A 19,377-nucleotide genomic window follows, 5' to 3' on the forward strand; every position below is an offset into this window, starting at 1 on the left:
TCTGAATGGCAATGATTAAAAAAACCCTGATTGCGGCCTTGATGGCCGCATTTTCTTGTGCGTCGCTGTCAGCGCATGCTGCGCTGTTCGGCGACGACGAAGCGCGCCGCGCGATTCTCGATGTTCGTACCAAGGTCGATACCCTGCAGCAAAGCAAGGCGGATAATTCAGCCGTGCTTGAACTGTCGAATCAAAATGACCAGTTGCGTCAGGAAATTGCACGCCTCAATGGTCAGATCGAAGTACTGTCGAATGAAGTTGCAAATATCCAGCAACGTCAAAAAGACTTTTACGTCGACCTCGATAATCGCCTGCGCAAACTCGAACCTCAAGTCGTTGCAGTTGATGGCAAGGACGCGACTGTTGAATTGTCAGAGCAACGCACATACGACAATGCACTCGCACTGTTCAAGGCTGGCGATTACAAAAAATCCGGCGCAGCGTTTGCCGATTTTCTGCAGCGCTATCCGCAATCTGCATACGCCCCTTCTGCGCAATACTGGATAGGCAATGCTTACTATGCACAACGTGATTACAAAAATGCGATCGCGGCACAGCAAGCACTGTTGAAAAAGTATCCCGGCAATCCAAAAGGTGCAGATGCCTTGTTGAACATCGCCAGCTCGTATACGGAATTGAAGGATAAATCTGCAGCGAAAAAAACATTGGAGTCACTGGTCGCCCAGTATCCCAATACTCCTTCAGCGCAGACTGCGAAAGAACGGTTGGCTAATTTCAAATAATCCGCATATAAGCATCACTACTACGTGATGCTTATATCGAATTGAAAAGCTGACATTTTTTCAAGATCGTATAAAAAATCGCCCGCTAGCCGGGCGATTTTTTTGTCGTCCAACTAGAAGCACTTGAGTTTGGAACGCATACGCACAGAGCGTATACGCAGGCAAAATCAGCAATTCATGTCGTCGCAATAAACATTAGATAAAAAGTCGGGATGTGATTGACAGAGGCTATAAGAGTTCTCTATAATAGCTCTCTTTCGGGGGTCGTTAGCTCAGCTGGTAGAGCAGCGGACTTTTAATCCGTTGGTCGCAGGTTCGAATCCCGCACGGCCTACCACGAATTCATGAGGGTCTAGATGAAAATCTAGACCCTTTCTTGTTTTTGGCGATGTAAGTAGCGCTCTCTCAAGAGCGAGCACTTACGTAATATCTTTTCCCGCCTTCCCCACCATCACTTCAAATTTTACAAGCTGAAATATTCAGTTGCGCGTCTGCGTCTGTACTCGCCTCACGCGATGTAAATTGCATCGCAAACTTTAACGGCAATGTTTAGGGCGACTCGCGCATGATGTGCGCGATATGCTTTTTGTGAAGTGCATCGCCTGCGGCCAGCGCAAAGCCGACACGGAATCCTTCGCGCCCCACGAGCACGCAATAACTCACGCGACCTTTGAATTCCAAGGGCGTGGTTTTCTGTTTGATGGTAACGTTGAACGCGAGGCTGGCGGCATGACCTATCTCCAACGGCGTATCGACCATGATGTTTAAATCCTGCGGAGAGATATCGATTGTTCTGGCATGCGAGGTTTGATTATTTCCCAAGGTCAGAATCGCGCGCCGGCGAAAAATCTTTCTGTAAGTCTGTCTTTGCACTTGGGAGAGCATGGCAAGTTGATGTGCTGTCATATTATTCTTCGCCTTTTCAATTGAATTCGTTGCTGATGGAAGATGGCTCCATGCGCTAGCAGGAAGCCTCATCTTACGAATTCCATGAAAAAAACAAACGAATGTTTGGCGATATCGATATGAAGAAAAACCGCGGAGCCTTATTCGGTTCTTGTTCAGCTAGTGCGCTGATCTTTGCCGAGCTGATACAAATACGGCCATGGATAAATCCCTCGGTCATGGCCATCGTTGAACACCAGCTGGATGCCGTAGCTCCCCACCGGGCGAATATCATTCAATCTGAGCGATGACGCGTACGCTGGCACAGCGTTCGCTGCGGTGCAATCGGCGCACTTGCAATGCGTGCGTAGAAAACCGTGTTCGAACGCCATGGCCAAGCCGTCGCTCCACATAATCTCCACGCGACCACTATCCGAATGGTTAGTAATACTTAGCGCATGCAATTGAAAATCATCGTGGCTCATGGGCAAGCTTGATCTGGCTAATCGCGAGGCGCACTGATTTGCGTACATCCGGATCAGCATCATCCTGTAATGCCTCTAAACTTTGCAGCGCTTCCAGTGATGCAATCTCACCCAAGGCCAATGCGGCTTCCTTGCGCAAGTTACTGATCTGATGTCCCAACACGACGATCAAGGACTGCACAGCTGCCTTGTCGCGCAAGCGGCCCAGTGCACGTGCCGCACGCAAGCGAACTTGCCAATAGCTGTCCTCCAATGCTGCAATCAATTCATTGAGGGCTGACTGCAAGCGCAACTTGCCTAGCGTCGTGGCGGCCTCTTCACGGACCTGCCAGGCATCATCGTTCAAGCCAAGTAACAATGAAGGCAAGACGATCTCATCGGCGGCAAAGCCGAGCGCACCTATCGCTGCGCGACGCACTTCCGCATCGGCATCATTGGCCGCCAGCGCACTCAATGCGGGCAGCGCATCTGCATGTTTTAAATAACCAAGCACGGCAATCGCTTCCCTGCGAACTTCTGGCGCAGTGTTATCCAAGGCATTCAACGCCGGACTAAAACTTTCAGGGACGCGCAACTCACGCAATGCACGTAACAAGGCAATCGATTTGAAGTTGCTCGCGTCCTGCAAATGCGGCAGCAGCAAACGAGCCGACGATGGCAACTTCAAATCATGCAGGCCATGCGCCGCAGCTGCGCGTACCGCTTGATCAAGATCATCCAGCAATGCGATCAGGCCTATGATGCCTTCATCTGTTTCAAACGCTTCCAGCGCGTGCGCTGCTTCTGCGCGCACGGTTGGCAACGGATCGCTCAATGCTGCAATGATCAGCGGCACATGTTCGTCGCCAGCCAGGTCAGCCAAATCTATCAAGGCAATACGACGGACCTCGCCATCTTCATCCGCGAGACGCAATTGAATCTCGCGAATCTCTGGATCGTCTTCAAATACAGTAGTCACATCTAACCCTTTAAATTGCAAATTGCATACGTGCTGCAGGTGGCGCGCCTAGCGGCGTCAGACGCGGCAACGGTGGCAAACTTCTTTGCGGATGCAATAGTTCCAGACAATGACGTTTCAATTCGGTAAACCGTTGTGACGTCACCAAATCCGCTTGACGCGGTCTTGGAAAATCCAGTGTAATTTCTTCGATGATGCGGCCGGGACGTGGGCTCATGACCAGAATGCGATCGGCCAAAAACAAGGCCTCATCAATATCATGCGTGATGAAAACAATCGTGGTCTTGATACGCGCCCAGACTTCCAGCAATAGTTGTTGCATCATCAGCCGCGTCTGCGCATCCAGTGCACCGAACGGTTCATCCATCAACATCACACGAGGATGATTGATCAACACACGCGCGATCTCAACCCGTTGCTGCATGCCGCCGGAAAGCTGCGACGGATAATGATTTTCAAAACTGGCGAGATCCACCAGCTTCAACAACTCGCGCGCACGATTACGTCGTTCAGTACGCGACACACCTTTCATCTTCAAGCCGAAGGTGACGTTGTCGAGCACCTTCTTCCATGGAAAAAGTGTGTGATGCTGGAATACCAATCCGCGATCCGGATGCGGGCCATCGACCGCTTGCGCATCAACGTGAATCGCACCATGACTACTTTGCAAATGACCGGCCAGTGCGCCGAGCAAGGTAGATTTGCCACATCCAGATGGACCGAGGATGCAGACAAATTCGCCTGGTTCTATCTTGATCGAGACATCGTGCAGCGCTTCGAACGCTTGCGCGCCCTGCCCTAAATGAATGTGAACATTCTCGATATCGATGCGGCCCTTCGCGACTTCAGGAACAGCACTCATGATTTTTTCCTTTCCAGCACGTACCACGGCATCAAGAAGTTACCGATGGCTTTGACCAGGGCGCTACTCGCCATGCCCATCACACCGATCAACAACATGCCGACGATGATGTCTGCATAGTTCTGGATCGTGTAAGACATCCAGGTGTAATACCCGATGCCGAATTGTCCGGAAATCATTTCTGCAGTCACCAGACAGAACCAGGCTGTGCCCATGCCAATCGCCAGACCGGTAAAAATTCCCGGCGCTGCGGCTGGCAGAATCACTTCCAGCAGTACGGCACGATGTCCGCCACCCAAGCTGCGAGCAGAAGCAATCAGGCGTGGATCAACTGCTTCCACACCATGTATCGTATTCAACAGAATCGGAAACAAGGCGCCGGTAAAGGTAATGAAGATCATCGACATTTCCGATGATGGGAACATCAAAATCGCCAATGGTATCCACGCCACTGCGGGAATCGGACGCAACATTTCCAGCGGAGGTAACAACACGTCCTCCGCTGACCGTGTACGTCCAATCAACAAGCCCAAACTAACGCCCACCACCGCTGCCGTCAGAAAGCCACTGATCACACGTGACACACTGGCAGTCAAATGCGACACCAGCACTGGCGCATGCAATAGTGCCCACGCTGCGCTCAATACTTCGCTTGGCGACGGTACATTCTGAAACGTCACGATGCCAAGATTCCAACGCATCGTCGACGCCCAATGCCAAATGAGTATGCAGCTTGCCAGCGAAGCCAGCCTCAGCAATAGCCGGCCGAAATCCAGACGACGCGGTTGCCGCTGGCGTGCAGCCACTGTAAGTGGAGGTGCAATGGCGCTCATCTTGTTCCTTTACTTTTAGATCGCTGCTTTAACCGCGTCGAAATCAAGCACAGTGCCGCCGTTGGTTTGGGCCCAGGCTTCTGCGGCATCTTTCAACAGGAAGGCGTTGACTTCGCCTTTGTTCTTCACGAACCACGCGTCGCCAGCCAGCAGTTTGTTGCCGCTATTACGGTCCTGTGCGTACACCACACGGATCTTCTTGCCAGATTTTTCCAATGCAGCGAGATCAGTCAGAGCAGATTCAGGCGAGACGTAATGACGCACCAGTGGTTCACCTTGTACCCAGATTTGCGCAACACGTTTTACATCGGTGATAGCTTTGCCGGTGCGCGCATCTTTGGCCTTCAAAGGTGAACGTGCATAGTTTTTCAGATGACCGTCGTAGTCCTGACCAGCTTGTTTGAATGCAGCGCGGATGTACAGATCGTTGATGAAAGTATTAACGTCAAGATCGGTTTCGGTACGCTTCATCAAACGCAAGGTATCGATGGACGTTTTGATTGCTTGGCGATATTCAGGTTTGAAAGTGAAGTCACGCGTTTGCAAACCGAGTGGACCGTGGAACAGATAATTTACTTCAGGCTCGATACCGGTCACTTTAGCGATCAGCTCGCTGTATTTTTCCGGCTCTGCTGCAAACAGGCGATCCGCTTCAATCGCAGCACGCAAATACGCGGTCACAATTTCAGGATATTTTTTGGCATAATCGCTATCGACCAGACTGCCGTGTAATGTCGGCGCGTTAGCTTGCGAACCATCGAAAATCTTGCGGGCAAAACCGCGGTACGGGAACAGTTCAGCAAACGGAACAAAGTCAGCATGCGCTTCGATCTTGTTGGCTTGCAATGCAGGACCGGCAACTTCCGGTGCTTGCGTGACGATCGTCACATCTTTATCCAACACCCAGCCTTGTGCAGCGACCGCACGCAACAACATACCGTGCGCAGTGGATGCAAATGGTACTGAAATCGTTTTACCTTTCAGTTCAGCCAGCGACTGCACGGTCGAGGCCTTAGGCACCACGATGCCGTTACCGCTACCAGTCGTGCTGCCTGACAGTACGGTGATGAACTGGCTTTGCTTACCGGCCTTTTGGAACGCAGCGCCGTTAAACGAACCAGGGAAATCAGCCATCGAACCAATATCCAGCTTGCCAGCCAGCATTTCATTCGTCAGCGGCGCACCGGATGTAAAGTTTTTCCATTGAATGTCGTATTGCACATCCTTGTACTTGCCATCGCGCGGCAAATATTTTTCCAGCAATTTAAGCTCGCGAATGATCAAACCACCTGTGGCGCAATTGATCGTCGTATCTTGCGTGCCGATTGCAACGCGTATGGTTTCTGCCTGTGCTGCATTCATGCCAAATGCGGCGGTGAGCAGCAGTCCTATTATTTTTCCCTGAAACTTCATATTCTTTCTCCGTAAAAGTACTTCACTTATTTCATTGATGAGTGCTTGATTAATCTTTCGACTTCGGGACATCTACCGCAATAAATATGGAATATCGACTGTGACCGCGCCGGTCGGGCAATCCTTCTCGCACGGCATGCAGTACCAGCATTCATCGAACTTCATGTAAGCCTTGCCTTTGATCATGTCGATCGCCAGCACATCGAGTGGACAGACATCGACGCATACTGTGCAGCCTTTGTGCGCGATACACAGGTCGTCGTTAACGCGTACCGGGACGCTGGTTGAGGTTAGAGCGATGGGCATGTTTGCCCTCCTTGCATGAACGTGTTGTTGATAGAAGTAGAATCAGTGCGCATGTGCAACCTCCGCTGCTGCTGCACTAACTTCCTTATCGCTATCTTTCCGAACGCGTAAATGGTTATATGCATTTTTCTCGTCGTCATCGAGACTGACGATGTACGGTTCAATCGGGCGTTTGAAGCAAGTCATTTCTCCATCGACCTTTTTCACCTGCACGTGGACGAACCAATTCTTGTCGTTCTGTTCAGGAAAATCGACGCGGTTGTGATACAAACCCCAGCGGCTTTCGGTGCGATACAGCGAAGCGCGTGCTGCCATCTCTGCGCAGTCACGGATTGCATGTACTTCCATCGCACGCATCAACTCATGTGGCCCGGCCGCAGACATGTGTTCCAGATCTGCGCGTATCGCTTCGAAACGCGTCAGGCCGATTTCCATCTTGCGTGTGACTTTCGGCGGTTGCAGATAGTCATTCACCATGCGGCGCAATTTGTATTCAACTTGCGAAGGCGGCAAACCGTCCTTCACCAGCAGCGGTGCCCAGACGCGGGTGCGTTCCAATTCGACTTGCGCGTCATCCATGTCTGCCAGTTCGATCTCGGCGCAACGTTGCGCGGCGCTTTCACCTGCCAACTTGCCGTAGACGAAGGCACCCAACATATAGTTGTGCGGCACACAGGCCAGATCGCCGGCGGCGTACAAGCCCGGTACTGTCGTCGCTGCATGTTCATCAACCCACACGCCGGATGCTGAATGGCCGCTGCACAAACCGATTTCGGAAATGTGCATCTCGACCATCTGTTCGCGATAGTTGGTGCCGCGTCCTTCGTGGAAACGACCACGACTTGGACGTTCATTCGTATGCAAGATTGTTTCAATCGTGCTGATGGTTTCTTCGGCGAGGTGATCGAGCTTCAGGAATACAGGGCCGTTACCGCTTTGCAGTTCGTTATAAAACTCCTGCATCATCTGGCCGCTCCAGTAATCGCATTCGATGAAGCGTTCACCTTTGTTGTTGGTCGTGAAACCGCCGAAAGGGCCAGTCACGTATGCGCAAGCGGGGCCGTTGTAATCCTTGATCAATGGATTGATCTGGAAGCACTCGATGCCCGACAGTTCAGCGCCAGCGTGATACGCCATGCTGTAACCGTCGCCGGCGTTGGTTGGATTTTCATACGTACCAAACAGATAACCAGACGACGGCAAGCCAAGGCGACCCGCAGCGCCAGTTGACAGCACCACACTCTTCGCGCGAATCACATGAAAGTCGCCGGTACGGCAATCGAAGGCCATCGCGCCGGCAATACTGCCGTCTTCTGCGAGCAGCAAGCGCGTGGCGACCAGGCGATTGGTGATCTCTACTCGCGTGCGCTTCAGGCGGCGATACAAGACCTTCTTGATGTCGTGACCTTCCGGCATAGGCAATACATAAGTGCCCATGTGGTGCACCTTGCGCATCGCGTAATCGCCGGTTTCATCCTTCTCGAACTTGACGCCCCATTGATCGAGTTCCTCAATCATCGCGTAGCTGTTCTGCGCGTAGGCCATCACCGTTTTTTGATTGACGATGCCGTCGTTAGCGGTGGTAATTTCTTTTACATATTGTTCTGGCGTTGCGAAGCCAGGTACGACTGCGTTGTTCAAGCCGTCCATCCCCATCGAGATTGCGCCACTGCGTTTGACGTTGGCTTTTTCCAGCAGCAATACGCGCAACTTCGGATTCGCTTCTTTGGCTTTGACAGCCGCCATGGGGCCAGCTGTACCACCGCCTATGACCAGCACATCGACTGTTTGAATAATTGTTTCCATATTGATTCCTTATTTCTTGCGCGTGCGAGTTGCGGGTTTCGCCGGTGCGGTATGTGGTGTTGTATGACGTTCGATCTGCAGTCGATACTGAAAGGCATCGCCGCGGAAATACAGGTATTCGAAATCCAGTGGTTGTCCCTCTGCGGTATGCGTCAGACGCTCCATGCGTAATAGCGCGGTGCCCTCTTCAATCTGCAAAGGTCGCGCCAAAACTTCATCAGCCAGCATTGCGTCCAGTTGCAAATCCGCGCGTCCCAGTGCAATGCCGAAATCGTTTTCAAGTACCAGAAAAATGTCGCGCGTTGCCAGATCGACTTTGCGCAATCGTTCGCCTATCTCCGCCGGCAGATAGGTAATTTCGATAGAAAGTGGTTCGCGATTCAGATGTCGCACGCGTTTGATTTCGGCTACTGGCGCACCAACTTCAAGTTGCAATCTCTCGGCAACGGTAGTCGAGGCCGGCACGATCTTGTGACTCGTAACCTGGTTGTAAATCTCGTAGCCCATGCGTGACATGGCTTCGGCCAGGCCTTCAAGTTGCATCAATTGCTGGAATGCTTTGGTCTTTGCAACGAAAGTGCCTTTGCCTGGAATCTTGAAGATCAAGCCTTCTTTTTGTAGATCGCTCAATGCTTGTCGCACAGTGATGCGACTAACGCCAAACAAGGCGCTCATCTCGCTTTCGGAAGGTAATTGCTGGTGCACTTTGTAAGTGCCATCGAGAATCCGCTCACGCAGACTTTCCTTCAGTTGCGTGTAGAGAGGAACCGGTGACATCGCCAGCGTACGGAAATTACTCATGAGGATCTGCTTTCTTCTTACTTGTCATAACAAGTTATGTTCGATTCAATTTTGATGATCTTAACGATCGACATATCGCTTGTGAACGAATCTATTCGCGATTACTTATGAGAAAAATGTTGTGCCTTATTTTTAGGCACAGGTCTGATAATGAATTGCGCTAGACGACATAAAAAAATGGCCAACTCCAGAGCAGTCGACCATTTGAGATGAGAAATTTGATGCAAAAAGACGATTGCAGATATTTATCGTTGCATGCCCCAGCGTTGCACTGTGACTCTTTCCAAAGTACGGAACACGATATTCTCTACCAGCAGACCAATCAAAATAACTGCAGCGAGTCCGGCGAATACTTTGTCGGTATAGAGCTCATTACGATTCTGAAAAATATACCACCCGAGTCCGCCTTTTCCTGACGATGCGCCGAATACAAGTTCAGCTGCAATCAAGGTGCGCCATGCAAAGGCCCAGCCAATTTTCAGGCCAGAGAGAATCGCCGGTAGCGCGGCAGGAACCAACACTTGCAACACATAAGGCAAGCCACGCAAACCATAATTGCGACCGGCCATGCGCAATGTTTCCGGAACACCTTGAAAGCCTGCGTAAGTATTCAAAGCCAATGGCCACAATACCGAATGCACCAGTACAAATACCAGACTGCCACGTCCCAGGCCAAACCACAGCAAGGCCAGCGGCAGTAAGGCAATCGCAGGTAAAGGATTGAGCATCGACGTCAAGGTATCCAGCAGATCACGACCCAGCTGCGTAGACACCGCCAGTGTCGTCAATGCAAATGCCACCAGCACGCCGATGACATAACCTTGCAATAACACCGACAAAGAAATGGCGACCTTTTCGATCAATTCGCCACTAATCACACCTTCCACCAATGCATGCGCTGTGGCGATGAACGTTGGAAACAACAAATCATTATCTTGCCAGCGTGCTGCCAATTCCCAGATCAGCGCCAGCACAATCAGAATCACGCCCTTGCGCAACCAGCCTTGCGCCCACAAACGTGAAGCAAACGGCAAGCGACGTTCGACTGCAATTTCGTTAAAAGTTTGCAGAGGCAATTCATATTCAGGCCGGATCGGCGGGTTCAAGGTATTGCTCATACTGCGCCTTCTTGCTCTTCTTCAAACAGCATATGGTGTATGCGCTGCGCAGTGCCTTGAAATTCAGCGCTGCCCAAGCTTGCCAAGTTGAAGTCGTGACTGTTGATTTCAGCACGCATACGACCAGGATGCGGCGATAGCAAGGCAATGCGATTGCCAACGATCAGTGCTTCTTCAATTGAATGGGTAACAAACAATAACGTGAAGCGAACTTCATCCCATAACTGTAAAAGTTCTTCCTGCATCTTGCGACGCGTCAGGGCATCGAGCGCAGCGAACGGCTCATCCATCAACAAAACACGTGGCTGCATCGCCAATGCTCGCGCAATCGCAACGCGCGCCTTCATGCCGCCAGACAGTTGATGCGGATGTACATCAGCAAACTTGGAAAGGCCAACCTTGTCTAGATAGTGCAAGGCGCGTTCTTCCGCTTCCTTCTTTCGTAAAGTGCCGGAAGCCTTCAGCGGAAAGATCACATTCTGTTTTACCGTTTTCCAAGGTGATAGCTGGTCAAATTCCTGGAACACGACCATGCGATCTGGACCCGGTGCTGTCACTGGTTTGCCACCAAGACGAATCTCACCTTCCACTGGTCCGATAAAACCACCAACGGCTTTCAACAAGGTCGACTTGCCGCAACCCGAAGGACCAAGCAACACGAAACGATCGCCTTCATGCATATCAAAACTAACGCGATGTGTCGCGCGGACTACGCGTTCATGGGTACGATATTCGAGACTGACGCCATCAACCTGCAGCAAAGGCGAAACCGCTGTTACCTCGTCCACATTACGAGACGGCACCGCATTGCGACCCGGCGCAACAAGCGCACCGAATTCTGGAGCGCGATGCAAGGCGCTCACACTGCTATTCAAAATTGGTTGGCCTACCGATTCGCCTACTGATTGCGTGGCCAGTCGCGCGCGTAACATCTTAGCTACCCGGCTGCGCGTAGGCTTCTTCGAAGAAGTAATCCTTCCACGATGCCGCCTTGTTTTTGATCACACCTAGTTTTTGCAATTCGTCTGCATAGACAAAAGTACGGTGTGGCGAAATGGTGAAATCATTCTCTGGATCCTCAACGATGCTGCGTACAAGTTCTGGCTCCAGTTTTGATTTCTGTATGCGGATGAAAGTATCGGCTGCCTTGGCCTTGTTAGACTTGATGAACTGTGATGCTTCCAGCAACGCAGCGTAGAAAGCCTTGTAAGTCTTTGGATTCTCGTCGTGGAACTTCTGCGTCGTGTACAACACGTTAAATGTCGCAGGTCCACCAAGGATGTCGTATGAACTGATTACCTTGTGTACGTTCTTGTTCGCAGCCAGCGCCTGGTAGTAGAAAGGCGCGCTGGAGAAATGCGTGTTGATCTCGGAGCCACCGGCAATCAATGCAACCGTCGCATCAGGATGCGGCAAGCTGACAGAAATATTGTCGAATTTTTTGAAATTATCTTTACCAAACTGACGTGCTGTTTCAATCTGTAAAGTACGCGACTGGAAACCGACTCCAGCTGCGGGTACTGCAATACGATCCTTGTCGCTCAAATCCTTCAACGTTTTGACTGCAGGATTATTCGACAGCAAGTAGTTAGGCAAGGAACCGAGTGCCGCCACTGCTTTCACATTCTGCTTGCCCTTGGTTCTATCCCACATCGTCAACATTGGTGGCACACCTGCCGATACCACATCGAGTGCGCCTGCCAGCAACGCTTCGTTCATCGCAGTTGCGCCAGAGATGCTGGACCACTCAACTTCAATATTCACGCCCTGCTGCTTGCCGTGTTTTTCAATCAGCTTTTGATCGCGTACAACGTCGAGAATCAGGTAACCGATACCAAACTGTTGCGCGATGCTGATCTTGCCTTCTGCATGCACGGTGCCGCTCAACAGAGCCAGTCCCAGGCTGATACCACTTAATAAAAACTTTGTTGCTTTCATGTTTAATTACCCGCTACGTTGTGTGCATCGTCAAAGAAATAGTCTTTGACTGATGCTGGTTTATTTTTGATGGCACCGATGCGATGCATGAATTCCGCCAAGGTGTAAGTGTTCTGTGGCGTAATCTTGAATTGAACTTCAGGATTCTTGATGATCTTCAGCAAAAGATTGCGGTCGATATTTGCATTGCTGACCTTGATATAAATGTCAGCAGCCTTTTCAGGATTCTTGCTGATGAACTGCGCTGCTTCTGCCAACGCATCGATAAAGGCTTTGTAGGTTTTCGGATTATCGTTGCGGAATTTTTCAGTCGCATACAGCACGGTTGCGGACGCTGGACCACCGAGTACCTGGTAGGAATTCAAGACGATGTGTGCATTCGGATTGCCTGCCAGTTCCTGCTCCTGGAATGGAGGATTACCGAAGTGGCCGGTAATTTCAGTACCGCCCTTGATGATCGCTGCTGTCGCATCAGGATGCGGCACGGCAACGCTGAATTTGTCGAGACGTGCGAATTCCTTGTCGCCCCACAGCTTGGCTGAAGCCAGTTGCAGAATGCGTGATTGCACTGACACGCCGACAGCCGGAACCGCGATGCGATCCTTGTCGGTGAAGTCGGCGATGCTCTTGACGGCTGGATTATTCGTCACCAGGTAGTAAGGGAAATTACCTAATGAGGCGACGCCTTTGACGTTTTGCTTGCCCAATGTGCGATCCCATATCGTCAGCAACGGACCAACACCAGCGCCAGCGATATCGATGGAGCCAGACAACAAGGCATCATTAACTGCGGAGCCGCCTGACAACTTCAGCCATTCAACGTCAACATCGACGCCGTTTTTCTTGCCGTGTTTTTCAATCAGCTTTTGATCTTGCGCGACGTTCAACAACAGATAGACGATGCCGAACTGTTCAGCGATGCGAATCTTGCCTTCAGCCCGGGCTGATTGCGCAGACAACAGCGACACAACGACCGCAGCGATGCACAAAGTTACAGCCAACAAGCGACGACGCGGTGCGTAATTGGTGCGATATGGGCGCGATGAATACGACATGAACTCTCCGTGTATAAATTTTATTTAGAGTCAAATACAGCAAGGTGAATACATCGATTGAATGTATCCAAATACAGCTATTCATTAGTAAAATTAGAAAGGCAGATCGCCTTCAATCGTGGTGCGATAAAGCTTGCGGCGTTGATCGTCCGGACAACCGCCAGCAAGATGCATCAATGAGCGGTTATCCCAGAACACCAGATCATGCGGCTGATAGTGATGGCGATAAACATGCTCCGGCTTGACGCTGTGCGTGAATAGTTGATGCAGCAGATCGCGACTTTCATCTTCCGGCAAGCCATCGATCTTTGTCGTGAAATGCTCACTGACAAACAAAGTTTTGCGGCCGGTTTCCGGATGCGTGCGCACCACCGGCTGCAACACCGGCTTGACCTTGGCAATTTGCTCAGCAGTCAAATCAGGACGCCATGGATTACGACGCTGCAGTTCGGCGTACTGCGCAAGATAGCTGTGTTCAGCTTTCAGATGCGCGACTTGGCGTTGCAAGGCGGGGGCTAGTGTGTCCCATGCCAGATGCATATTTGCGAATAAGGTATCGCCGCCTTCAGCAGGCAATTCCTGTGCATGCAGCATCGAACCCAGACTTGGTAGATCGACGTACGACAGGTCCGAATGCCAGAAATGACCGGCATCGCCCAAGCCTATCGGCTCGCCGTTTTCCTTGATGTTCGAGATGATTAAAATCTCTGGATAGCCAGACAATTGGAATTGATGCAGTACGTGGATCTGCAACGCGCCGAAGCGGCGGCTGAATGCAATTTGTTGCGCAGGTGTAATGCGTTGATCGCGAAAGATCAGCAGATGATGATCCAGATGCGCCTGATGTACGCGTTTGAACTCATCATCAGGCAATGCACGCGTCAGGTCGAGATTGATGATCTCTGCACCAAGTGGTGCATTGAATGGATTAACCTTGAATGTTGAAGTTGCAAGAACTTCAGGTTCGGAGATAAGTGCTGCGGACATAATAAGAAAACTCGTTTTATCCAGATAAGAAAAATTAGTTTATCTGGCGAGTGTTCTATAACAAACGAATGTTATTTTCTAACCATATGCGATTTTTGATTCACACAATCGTTAAGTCCAAATAAAAAGACGGCAAATATATGCCGTCTTTCGGAGAACTATCATTTACTAAAAACTGATTAATGATTACGCGTTTGCGCTTGCGTAATGCTGCTGGCCGGCGGGACAGTTTGCGTTAGCCAGACACCGCCACCAATGGTGGAGCCTTTACCTATCGTGATACGGCCAAGCACAGTCGCACCGGCGTAAATCACGACATCGTCTTCGACGATAGGATGGCGCGCATTGCCTTTGATCAGCACGCCGTTCTCGTCAGTCGGAAAACGCTTGGCACCCAGCGTCACTGCCTGGTACAAACGCACGCGATGACCGATGACTGCCGTCTCGCCAATCACAACTCCGGTCCCGTGATCAATAAAGAAGCTACCGCCAATTTCTGCGCCCGGATGAATGTCTATGCCTGTCGTTGAATGCGCAATGCTTGAAATCAGGCGCGCCAGGAAAGGCGCACCAAGATTATGTAGTGCATGTGCAAAACGGTGATAAATGATGGCAGTCATGCCGGGATAGCAGAGCAGAATTTCCGACACGCTATGCGCCGCCGGATCGCCTTGATAGGCAGCCTGCAGATCTGTTACCAGCAAGTCGCGAATATGGCGTAATTGCTCAGCGAAATTGCGTGTGATTTGCAAGGCTTCGCGTTCCAGCGTTTCATGGCTGATGTTGATTGGCTGATCGCTCTCTTTACCGTCTGCATCGTGATGCGAAATAAAAAGAAGACCACGGCGTACTTGTTCCGCCAGGTCATTCAATGCGACATTGAGTTTGTCCCCGACAAAGTAATCGATGCTCTCATCGGTCAAATCGGGTTGGCCGTAATGAGTAGGAAACAGAGCTGCCGACAGACCGCCCAAAATTTTTGTTAATGCCTCGCGTGAAGGCAATTCACGAATCTGCCCACGGTAGCGGATGTTATGTGTTTCTTCTCGCGATTCACGCAAGGAGCGGACGACATCGTTCAAGCCCCAGGTTCCGGCAGCAACGGGGACGACAAGCTCGAGTGATGGACGCAAATTTGACATGGTGTGCAGTGAAAATCGTTGGAGAAAAAAATCGATAGTCGATCGAAATCGACTATCGGAAAACTACTAAGAGATGAAACATCATGAAGACGAGGAAATTATAGGAGCGTGTTCAGGTGCTTGAATACGAATAAAACCGCATATCCAAAGGCGAAAAATGCTGGAAGCGATGCCGCCAGCAAGCCGCACCCGCCATCCACACTCTCAGCGTGGGATATCGCCTACTTTTTTCGCTGAAGGCCAGGCAAGCGATTAGAAAAATTTCTCAAATAATTTGATTCTGGAACGAATCATTGCGAACTGTTGTGGTCAGACCTTGCATAACCAGCTTAAGTGCTGGTTTTTGCGATTCACTCAAAAGGGGAAATCACCATGGCAATCAATGAAGAGCATGCAGAATTTTCAAATGAATTGAAGCGACGCTTCGAGGAATTTGCGACCTGGACGATTGCCAATTGGCCGGACAAAGACACACCGCCGACCAATGGGGATTTTGATGTTGCCCGGAAAGAAATCGCATTATTGACGACTCGCGATTTTGACTTGGGCAAGCGCAATGCTAAGGTCCCGGAACCAGAAGATGGCGGGCCGCAGTACTCCAACGTCAACCCCGCACCATGGCCTTGACCTTGATAAGTAAGCGCATCAATTTGAACTACCTTTGATTAGTATCCATCTCTTTAATAGACCACTACAGTAAAGGAATCCACATGAGCTCGAATACCTCCACTCTGCCAGCCCGTAGCGCAAAATCGGCTACTGCTTCAACCGCAACTTTGCGCGATGACTTGCAAACATTGAAAGCGGATCTCGACACCTTGCTTGGCCATGCTGCCGAATTGACCGATGCAGAACTGCACGATGCGCAAGAACGCATTCTTGCAAAATTTAATTCATTACGTGTTGCGGCAAAAGGCATTGCAGTAGAAGCCGGCCGCCAGTTTAATCACGGCGTAGAAGTAACAAGCGATTACGTTAAAGAGAAGCCAATCAAATCGATTTCACTAGCGGTCGGCTTCGGCGTACTGCTCGGCGTGATTATTGGCCGGAAATAAAATATTTCATTCAATCAATTGATTCAAACATTGTTTGAATGAACTTTATTGCAAACGATTGTCCAACTATCAAGTTGCTTGACCAGATGAGGAAAAGCGACGCGGACGTTTTCCAGGAATAATTTCTGGAAAAATTAAGGAGGCGTTCCTACGCTTATCCACTTACTGAAAGGAAAAATATCATGAAAAAAATCATTTCCATTATGTGTCTCGTTGCAATGAGCGTTGGACTGTCAGCTTGTAACACCATTCAAGGTGCAGGCAAAGACGTAGAACGTGGCGGCGAAAAAGTACAAGACGCAGCAGTTAAAGCAAAGAACTAATAAGTTCTTTGTACCGATAAAAAAGCGTGAAGAAATTCACGCTTTTTTTGCGTCTGTATTACAAGTAATTTTTACCTTCGACGCAGCCTTCTCATGCAATATTTACACAAGCGGTTCATGCTCAGATGCTTTCCGAACGCGAAGGACTATGCGGACTGTGATGATCGCTATTTTCTTTCTTGATGACACTGAAGCCGCCATCAGACTCCAGATAAACCGTGCGCACTTGCGCCAAAGATTCAACACCTTCCATCCGCAAGTGACTCCATAATTCGTCGTCAGTAATAAATTCACGCCGCATATTTCGTTTCAACATACGGCCATCCTTCACCAGGCATAAAGTGGGCGGCGTCGCAAAGCGGCGGAACGAAGGAAAGTAAAAAGCCAGTCTGTCGAATGCAAGATTCCAGCCGACCAGTACTGCAATCAGAACCATGCCATCGGTAATGGTTTTATAGTCGCCCGACATCGCATTTTGCGAAGCGTCGGCAATGATCACCAGGATCAGAATATCGGCAATGCCTATCGCGCCAACGTCGCGCGGAATGACAAAACGAAAAATAATAAAGAGGAACCAGTAAATCGCGGTGCCACGCACAATCATTTCCGAGATCGGAACGCTGATCTTGAATAATTCTACCCAATCAATGCCGAGAAAAAGATTCATTGCGTCCTCTTGTGGAATATCGATTCAGCAGACCATTGAAAAAAATATTATTGAGTTTGAACAAACCGCCCACAATAAAAAACGACCGAAGCAGATTTAAATCCGGCTTCGGTCGATACGTCCATCAAACAATCTTAGTCAGCTTCAAGCCTGTATAAAACTTGAATATTCAAAAAGCTTGAATACTCAGGCTTGAGGGCGATGACTATTATTTTTTGATCGTAAGGTTATTAATCACAGACTTCACACCTGGCACATCGGTCGCGAGTTTGCCGGCACGATCAATCTGAGTTTGATTGTTGACTGCGCCGTTCAAAGTAACGATCGCTTTAACCGTATCAACATTTACATCCAAGCCTTTGACATCAGAGTCAGCCAACAAAGCGGTTTTCACTTTGGTCGTGATAACTGTGTCGTCAACCACACTACCTGCCATTTGATCGCTACCAGCAGGTGTGCTTTCTGTCACTGGAGCAGGTGCGGCAGGAGTCGTTTCAGGTTGTGCGCTTGGTGCTGGTGTTGTCACCGCTGGCGACTCTGCTGGAGGCGTAGCGCCAGTAGCAGGATCGGTAGGCGCACGACGTTCACAACCTGCGGCGAACAATACGGTCAATACAGCTGCAGCAAGAACTACACGGGAATTATTTGGCAATGTTTTCATCATGATTTCCTTTCAGGGAATAAGAAATACCAGTTCCACTCAAAATTACGGAAGCGGAGATTTCATATGGCACTTGAATCGAGAATCCGACTTGCCTTCAAGAAGCACTTAAAAACAGAATCGGTTATCTGATTGACCACACTATTTCTAGAAGGTTCTCACTAAAAAATCTTGTTTGAGAAAAAGATTTTGCAACAAGCAGGATTTACATTATCTGTAAAATTTACAGATAAAAGAGCAGGATTTAGCACAGAAAATTGAAAATTCTGCAGTAGGTAAGAAGTCCTAGGCTGCGATCGGTTGCATGCGCGCCAACGCTTGCAATAACAAATCTGGATCGCCAAGGGCCAGCTTTTTCGAATCCGATAAAGTTTGGCGGAATGCACGCGCATTCGGCAGACCTGCCATCAAGCCCAGCATGTGACGCGTGATGCTGTTCAATTTCAAACCGCCACTCTTCTCGCTCTTGCCATGCTTCTCAAGCTGCGAACGGATATACGGAATCATCGCATGCAAAACTTCCGCTCGCGTTTTCGGTACCGCATCGTCACCGTAATAACGCGCATCGAAGGACGACATCATGAACGGGTTGTGATACGCCTCGCGGCCTATCATCACGCCATCGACATGCAAGAGATGCGCATCGATTTCTTCCTGCGTTTTAAAGCCGCCATTGATGAGGATTTCCAATTGTGGAAAATCCTTTTTCAACTGATGTGCAAACTCATAACGCAAAGGTGGGATCTCGCGATTCTCTTTCGGACTCAAGCCCTTGAGAATCGCATTGCGTGCGTGGACGATAAAAGTATTGCAACCGGCATCCGCAACAGTGCCAACAAAGTCGCGCACAAAATCGTAAGACGTGATGTCATCAATCCCGATCCTATGCTTGACGGTCACATCAATCTGTACCGCATCGCGCATCGCCTTGACGCAATCTGCAACCAGCGAAGCCTCACTCATCAAGCACGCACCGAACGCGCCTTTTTGCACGCGCTCTGATGGACAACCGCAATTCAGATTAACCTCGTCGTAACCCCATTGCTCGCCGAGCTTGGCGCTCTTCGCCAGATCCGCCGGCTCGCTTCCGCCAAGCTGCAAGGCAACTGGATGCTCTTCATCGTTGAAGTCCAGATGACGCGCCACATCACCGTGCAGCAAAGCGCCGGTCGTCACCATTTCCGTGTACAGCCAGGTATGGCGACTGATCTGTCTATGAAACATGCGGCAATGCCTATCGGTCCAATCCATCATTGGAGCAACAGATATTCTTCTACCATTAATTCGTTTAGAATCAACCACTTAAAATCCTTCAACTTTCTTGTTTTTGCTGTTTTTT

The 19,377-nt window shown here is 50.0% G+C and carries 22 protein-coding genes and 1 tRNA gene; 5 read left to right on the top strand and 18 right to left on the bottom strand.

Going from position 1 to position 19,377, the window contains the following annotated elements; all coding sequences use genetic code 11:
- Positions 1-5: 5 nt before the first annotated feature.
- Positions 6-743, top strand: a complete 738-nt coding sequence (gene ybgF, locus Q7T66_RS04635) for a tol-pal system protein YbgF (RefSeq protein WP_304932133.1) — start codon at positions 6-8, stop codon at positions 741-743.
- Positions 744-1,004: 261 nt separating this feature from the next.
- Positions 1,005-1,080 (top strand) — tRNA-Lys (locus Q7T66_RS04640).
- Between the two features lie 212 nt (positions 1,081-1,292).
- On the opposite strand, the gene Q7T66_RS04645 is transcribed toward Q7T66_RS04640, so the two are convergent.
- The 15 genes from Q7T66_RS04645 to epsC form a co-directional block, all read right to left on the bottom strand.
- Entirely contained in the window at positions 1,293-1,649 is a 357-nt protein-coding gene (locus Q7T66_RS04645; RefSeq protein ID WP_304932134.1) for a PilZ domain-containing protein, read from the bottom strand.
- 155 nt (positions 1,650-1,804) lie between these two features.
- Positions 1,805-2,113 carry a DUF971 domain-containing protein gene (locus Q7T66_RS04650; RefSeq protein WP_304932135.1) on the bottom strand — a complete coding sequence of 103 codons (309 nt, stop codon included), beginning with the start codon at positions 2,111-2,113 and terminating at the stop codon, positions 1,805-1,807.
- Complete coding sequence (locus Q7T66_RS04655) at positions 2,100-3,071, bottom strand: HEAT repeat domain-containing protein (RefSeq protein ID WP_304932136.1); 972 nt, start codon at positions 3,069-3,071, stop codon at positions 2,100-2,102. The genes Q7T66_RS04650 and Q7T66_RS04655 overlap by 14 nt, the downstream gene beginning before the upstream one ends.
- A 10-nt stretch (positions 3,072-3,081) precedes the next feature.
- Positions 3,082-3,933 (bottom strand): ABC transporter ATP-binding protein, encoded by an 852-nt coding sequence (locus Q7T66_RS04660; protein ID WP_304932137.1) that lies wholly within the window; start codon positions 3,931-3,933, stop codon positions 3,082-3,084.
- Complete coding sequence (locus tag Q7T66_RS04665) at positions 3,930-4,766, bottom strand: ABC transporter permease (RefSeq protein WP_304932138.1); 837 nt, start codon at positions 4,764-4,766, stop codon at positions 3,930-3,932. Before Q7T66_RS04665 ends, Q7T66_RS04660 begins: the two co-directional genes overlap by 4 nt.
- 15 nt (positions 4,767-4,781) lie before the next feature.
- Positions 4,782-6,179, bottom strand: coding sequence for an ABC transporter substrate-binding protein (locus tag Q7T66_RS04670; RefSeq protein ID WP_304932139.1), 1,398 nt, complete (start codon positions 6,177-6,179; stop codon positions 4,782-4,784).
- 72 nt (positions 6,180-6,251) lie between these two features.
- Positions 6,252-6,485, bottom strand: a complete 234-nt coding sequence (locus Q7T66_RS04675; protein WP_304932140.1) for a ferredoxin family protein — start codon at positions 6,483-6,485, stop codon at positions 6,252-6,254.
- Positions 6,486-6,527: 42 nt separating this feature from the next.
- Positions 6,528-8,291 carry a fumarate reductase/succinate dehydrogenase flavoprotein subunit gene (locus Q7T66_RS04680; RefSeq protein WP_304932141.1) on the bottom strand — a complete coding sequence of 588 codons (1,764 nt, stop codon included), beginning with the start codon at positions 8,289-8,291 and terminating at the stop codon, positions 6,528-6,530.
- 9 nt (positions 8,292-8,300) lie between these two features.
- Positions 8,301-9,092 (bottom strand): GntR family transcriptional regulator, encoded by a 792-nt coding sequence (locus tag Q7T66_RS04685; RefSeq protein WP_304932143.1) that lies wholly within the window; start codon positions 9,090-9,092, stop codon positions 8,301-8,303.
- A 245-nt stretch (positions 9,093-9,337) separates the two neighbouring features.
- On the bottom strand, positions 9,338-10,210 hold the full coding sequence (locus Q7T66_RS04690) for an ABC transporter permease (RefSeq protein ID WP_304932144.1): 873 nt from the start codon (positions 10,208-10,210) through the stop codon (positions 9,338-9,340).
- On the bottom strand, positions 10,207-11,142 hold the full coding sequence (locus Q7T66_RS04695; protein WP_304932145.1) for an ABC transporter ATP-binding protein: 936 nt from the start codon (positions 11,140-11,142) through the stop codon (positions 10,207-10,209). The genes Q7T66_RS04690 and Q7T66_RS04695 overlap by 4 nt, the downstream gene beginning before the upstream one ends.
- Before the next feature lies 1 nt (position 11,143).
- Positions 11,144-12,148, bottom strand: a complete 1,005-nt coding sequence (locus tag Q7T66_RS04700) for an ABC transporter substrate-binding protein (RefSeq protein WP_304932146.1) — start codon at positions 12,146-12,148, stop codon at positions 11,144-11,146.
- Between the two features lie 2 nt (positions 12,149-12,150).
- The gene (locus tag Q7T66_RS04705; protein WP_304932148.1) at positions 12,151-13,203 is read right to left on the bottom strand and encodes an ABC transporter substrate-binding protein; all 1,053 of its coding nucleotides are present in this window, start codon (positions 13,201-13,203) and stop codon (positions 12,151-12,153) included.
- A gap of 93 nt (positions 13,204-13,296) precedes the next feature.
- Positions 13,297-14,190 carry a TauD/TfdA family dioxygenase gene (locus Q7T66_RS04710; RefSeq protein WP_304932149.1) on the bottom strand — a complete coding sequence of 298 codons (894 nt, stop codon included), beginning with the start codon at positions 14,188-14,190 and terminating at the stop codon, positions 13,297-13,299.
- Between the two features lie 179 nt (positions 14,191-14,369).
- Positions 14,370-15,332, bottom strand: a complete 963-nt coding sequence (gene epsC, locus Q7T66_RS04715; protein ID WP_304932150.1) for a serine O-acetyltransferase EpsC — start codon at positions 15,330-15,332, stop codon at positions 14,370-14,372.
- 372 nt (positions 15,333-15,704) lie between these two features.
- Between epsC and Q7T66_RS04720 the strand changes: the two genes are divergently transcribed.
- The 3 genes from Q7T66_RS04720 (at position 15,705) to Q7T66_RS04730 (ending at position 16,710) form a co-directional block, all read left to right on the top strand.
- On the top strand, positions 15,705-15,959 hold the full coding sequence (locus Q7T66_RS04720) for a hypothetical protein (protein ID WP_304932151.1): 255 nt from the start codon (positions 15,705-15,707) through the stop codon (positions 15,957-15,959).
- 83 nt (positions 15,960-16,042) lie between these two features.
- Entirely contained in the window at positions 16,043-16,387 is a 345-nt protein-coding gene (locus Q7T66_RS04725) for a YqjD family protein (RefSeq protein ID WP_304932153.1), read from the top strand.
- Positions 16,388-16,569: 182 nt separating this feature from the next.
- Positions 16,570-16,710 carry an entericidin A/B family lipoprotein gene (locus tag Q7T66_RS04730; protein WP_304932154.1) on the top strand — a complete coding sequence of 47 codons (141 nt, stop codon included), beginning with the start codon at positions 16,570-16,572 and terminating at the stop codon, positions 16,708-16,710.
- 121 nt (positions 16,711-16,831) lie between these two features.
- Here the strand turns inward: Q7T66_RS04730 and Q7T66_RS04735 are convergent, their stop codons facing one another.
- From Q7T66_RS04735 to dusA, 3 genes are all read right to left on the bottom strand, one after another.
- On the bottom strand, positions 16,832-17,377 hold the full coding sequence (locus tag Q7T66_RS04735; RefSeq protein WP_304932155.1) for a DUF421 domain-containing protein: 546 nt from the start codon (positions 17,375-17,377) through the stop codon (positions 16,832-16,834).
- 208 nt (positions 17,378-17,585) lie between these two features.
- Complete coding sequence (locus Q7T66_RS04740) at positions 17,586-18,038, bottom strand: BON domain-containing protein (protein ID WP_304932156.1); 453 nt, start codon at positions 18,036-18,038, stop codon at positions 17,586-17,588.
- A 285-nt stretch (positions 18,039-18,323) separates the two neighbouring features.
- On the bottom strand, positions 18,324-19,340 hold the full coding sequence (gene dusA, locus Q7T66_RS04745) for a tRNA dihydrouridine(20/20a) synthase DusA (RefSeq protein ID WP_304932157.1): 1,017 nt from the start codon (positions 19,338-19,340) through the stop codon (positions 18,324-18,326).
- Between the last annotated feature and the right edge of the window lie 37 nt (positions 19,341-19,377).

This window comes from Herminiimonas sp., from assembly GCF_030655415.1.

Coding starts and splice junctions, on each gene's coding strand:
- ybgF (WP_304932133.1), top strand. CDS start 6: ATGGCAATGATTAAAAAAACCCTGATTGCGGCCTTGATGGCCGCATTT.
- Q7T66_RS04645 (WP_304932134.1), bottom strand. CDS start 1,649: ATGACAGCACATCAACTTGCCATGCTCTCCCAAGTGCAAAGACAGACT.
- Q7T66_RS04650 (WP_304932135.1), bottom strand. CDS start 2,113: ATGAGCCACGATGATTTTCAATTGCATGCGCTAAGTATTACTAACCAT.
- Q7T66_RS04660 (WP_304932137.1), bottom strand. CDS start 3,933: ATGAGTGCTGTTCCTGAAGTCGCGAAGGGCCGCATCGATATCGAGAAT.
- Q7T66_RS04665 (WP_304932138.1), bottom strand. CDS start 4,766: ATGAGCGCCATTGCACCTCCACTTACAGTGGCTGCACGCCAGCGGCAA.
- Q7T66_RS04670 (WP_304932139.1), bottom strand. CDS start 6,179: ATGAAGTTTCAGGGAAAAATAATAGGACTGCTGCTCACCGCCGCATTT.
- Q7T66_RS04675 (WP_304932140.1), bottom strand. CDS start 6,485: ATGCCCATCGCTCTAACCTCAACCAGCGTCCCGGTACGCGTTAACGAC.
- Q7T66_RS04680 (WP_304932141.1), bottom strand. CDS start 8,291: ATGGAAACAATTATTCAAACAGTCGATGTGCTGGTCATAGGCGGTGGT.
- Q7T66_RS04685 (WP_304932143.1), bottom strand. CDS start 9,092: ATGAGTAATTTCCGTACGCTGGCGATGTCACCGGTTCCTCTCTACACG.
- Q7T66_RS04690 (WP_304932144.1), bottom strand. CDS start 10,210: ATGAGCAATACCTTGAACCCGCCGATCCGGCCTGAATATGAATTGCCT.
- Q7T66_RS04695 (WP_304932145.1), bottom strand. CDS start 11,142: ATGTTACGCGCGCGACTGGCCACGCAATCAGTAGGCGAATCGGTAGGC.
- Q7T66_RS04700 (WP_304932146.1), bottom strand. CDS start 12,148: ATGAAAGCAACAAAGTTTTTATTAAGTGGTATCAGCCTGGGACTGGCT.
- Q7T66_RS04705 (WP_304932148.1), bottom strand. CDS start 13,203: ATGTCGTATTCATCGCGCCCATATCGCACCAATTACGCACCGCGTCGT.
- Q7T66_RS04710 (WP_304932149.1), bottom strand. CDS start 14,190: ATGTCCGCAGCACTTATCTCCGAACCTGAAGTTCTTGCAACTTCAACA.
- epsC (WP_304932150.1), bottom strand. CDS start 15,332: ATGTCAAATTTGCGTCCATCACTCGAGCTTGTCGTCCCCGTTGCTGCC.
- Q7T66_RS04720 (WP_304932151.1), top strand. CDS start 15,705: ATGGCAATCAATGAAGAGCATGCAGAATTTTCAAATGAATTGAAGCGA.
- Q7T66_RS04725 (WP_304932153.1), top strand. CDS start 16,043: ATGAGCTCGAATACCTCCACTCTGCCAGCCCGTAGCGCAAAATCGGCT.
- Q7T66_RS04730 (WP_304932154.1), top strand. CDS start 16,570: ATGAAAAAAATCATTTCCATTATGTGTCTCGTTGCAATGAGCGTTGGA.
- Q7T66_RS04735 (WP_304932155.1), bottom strand. CDS start 17,377: ATGAATCTTTTTCTCGGCATTGATTGGGTAGAATTATTCAAGATCAGC.
- Q7T66_RS04740 (WP_304932156.1), bottom strand. CDS start 18,038: ATGAAAACATTGCCAAATAATTCCCGTGTAGTTCTTGCTGCAGCTGTA.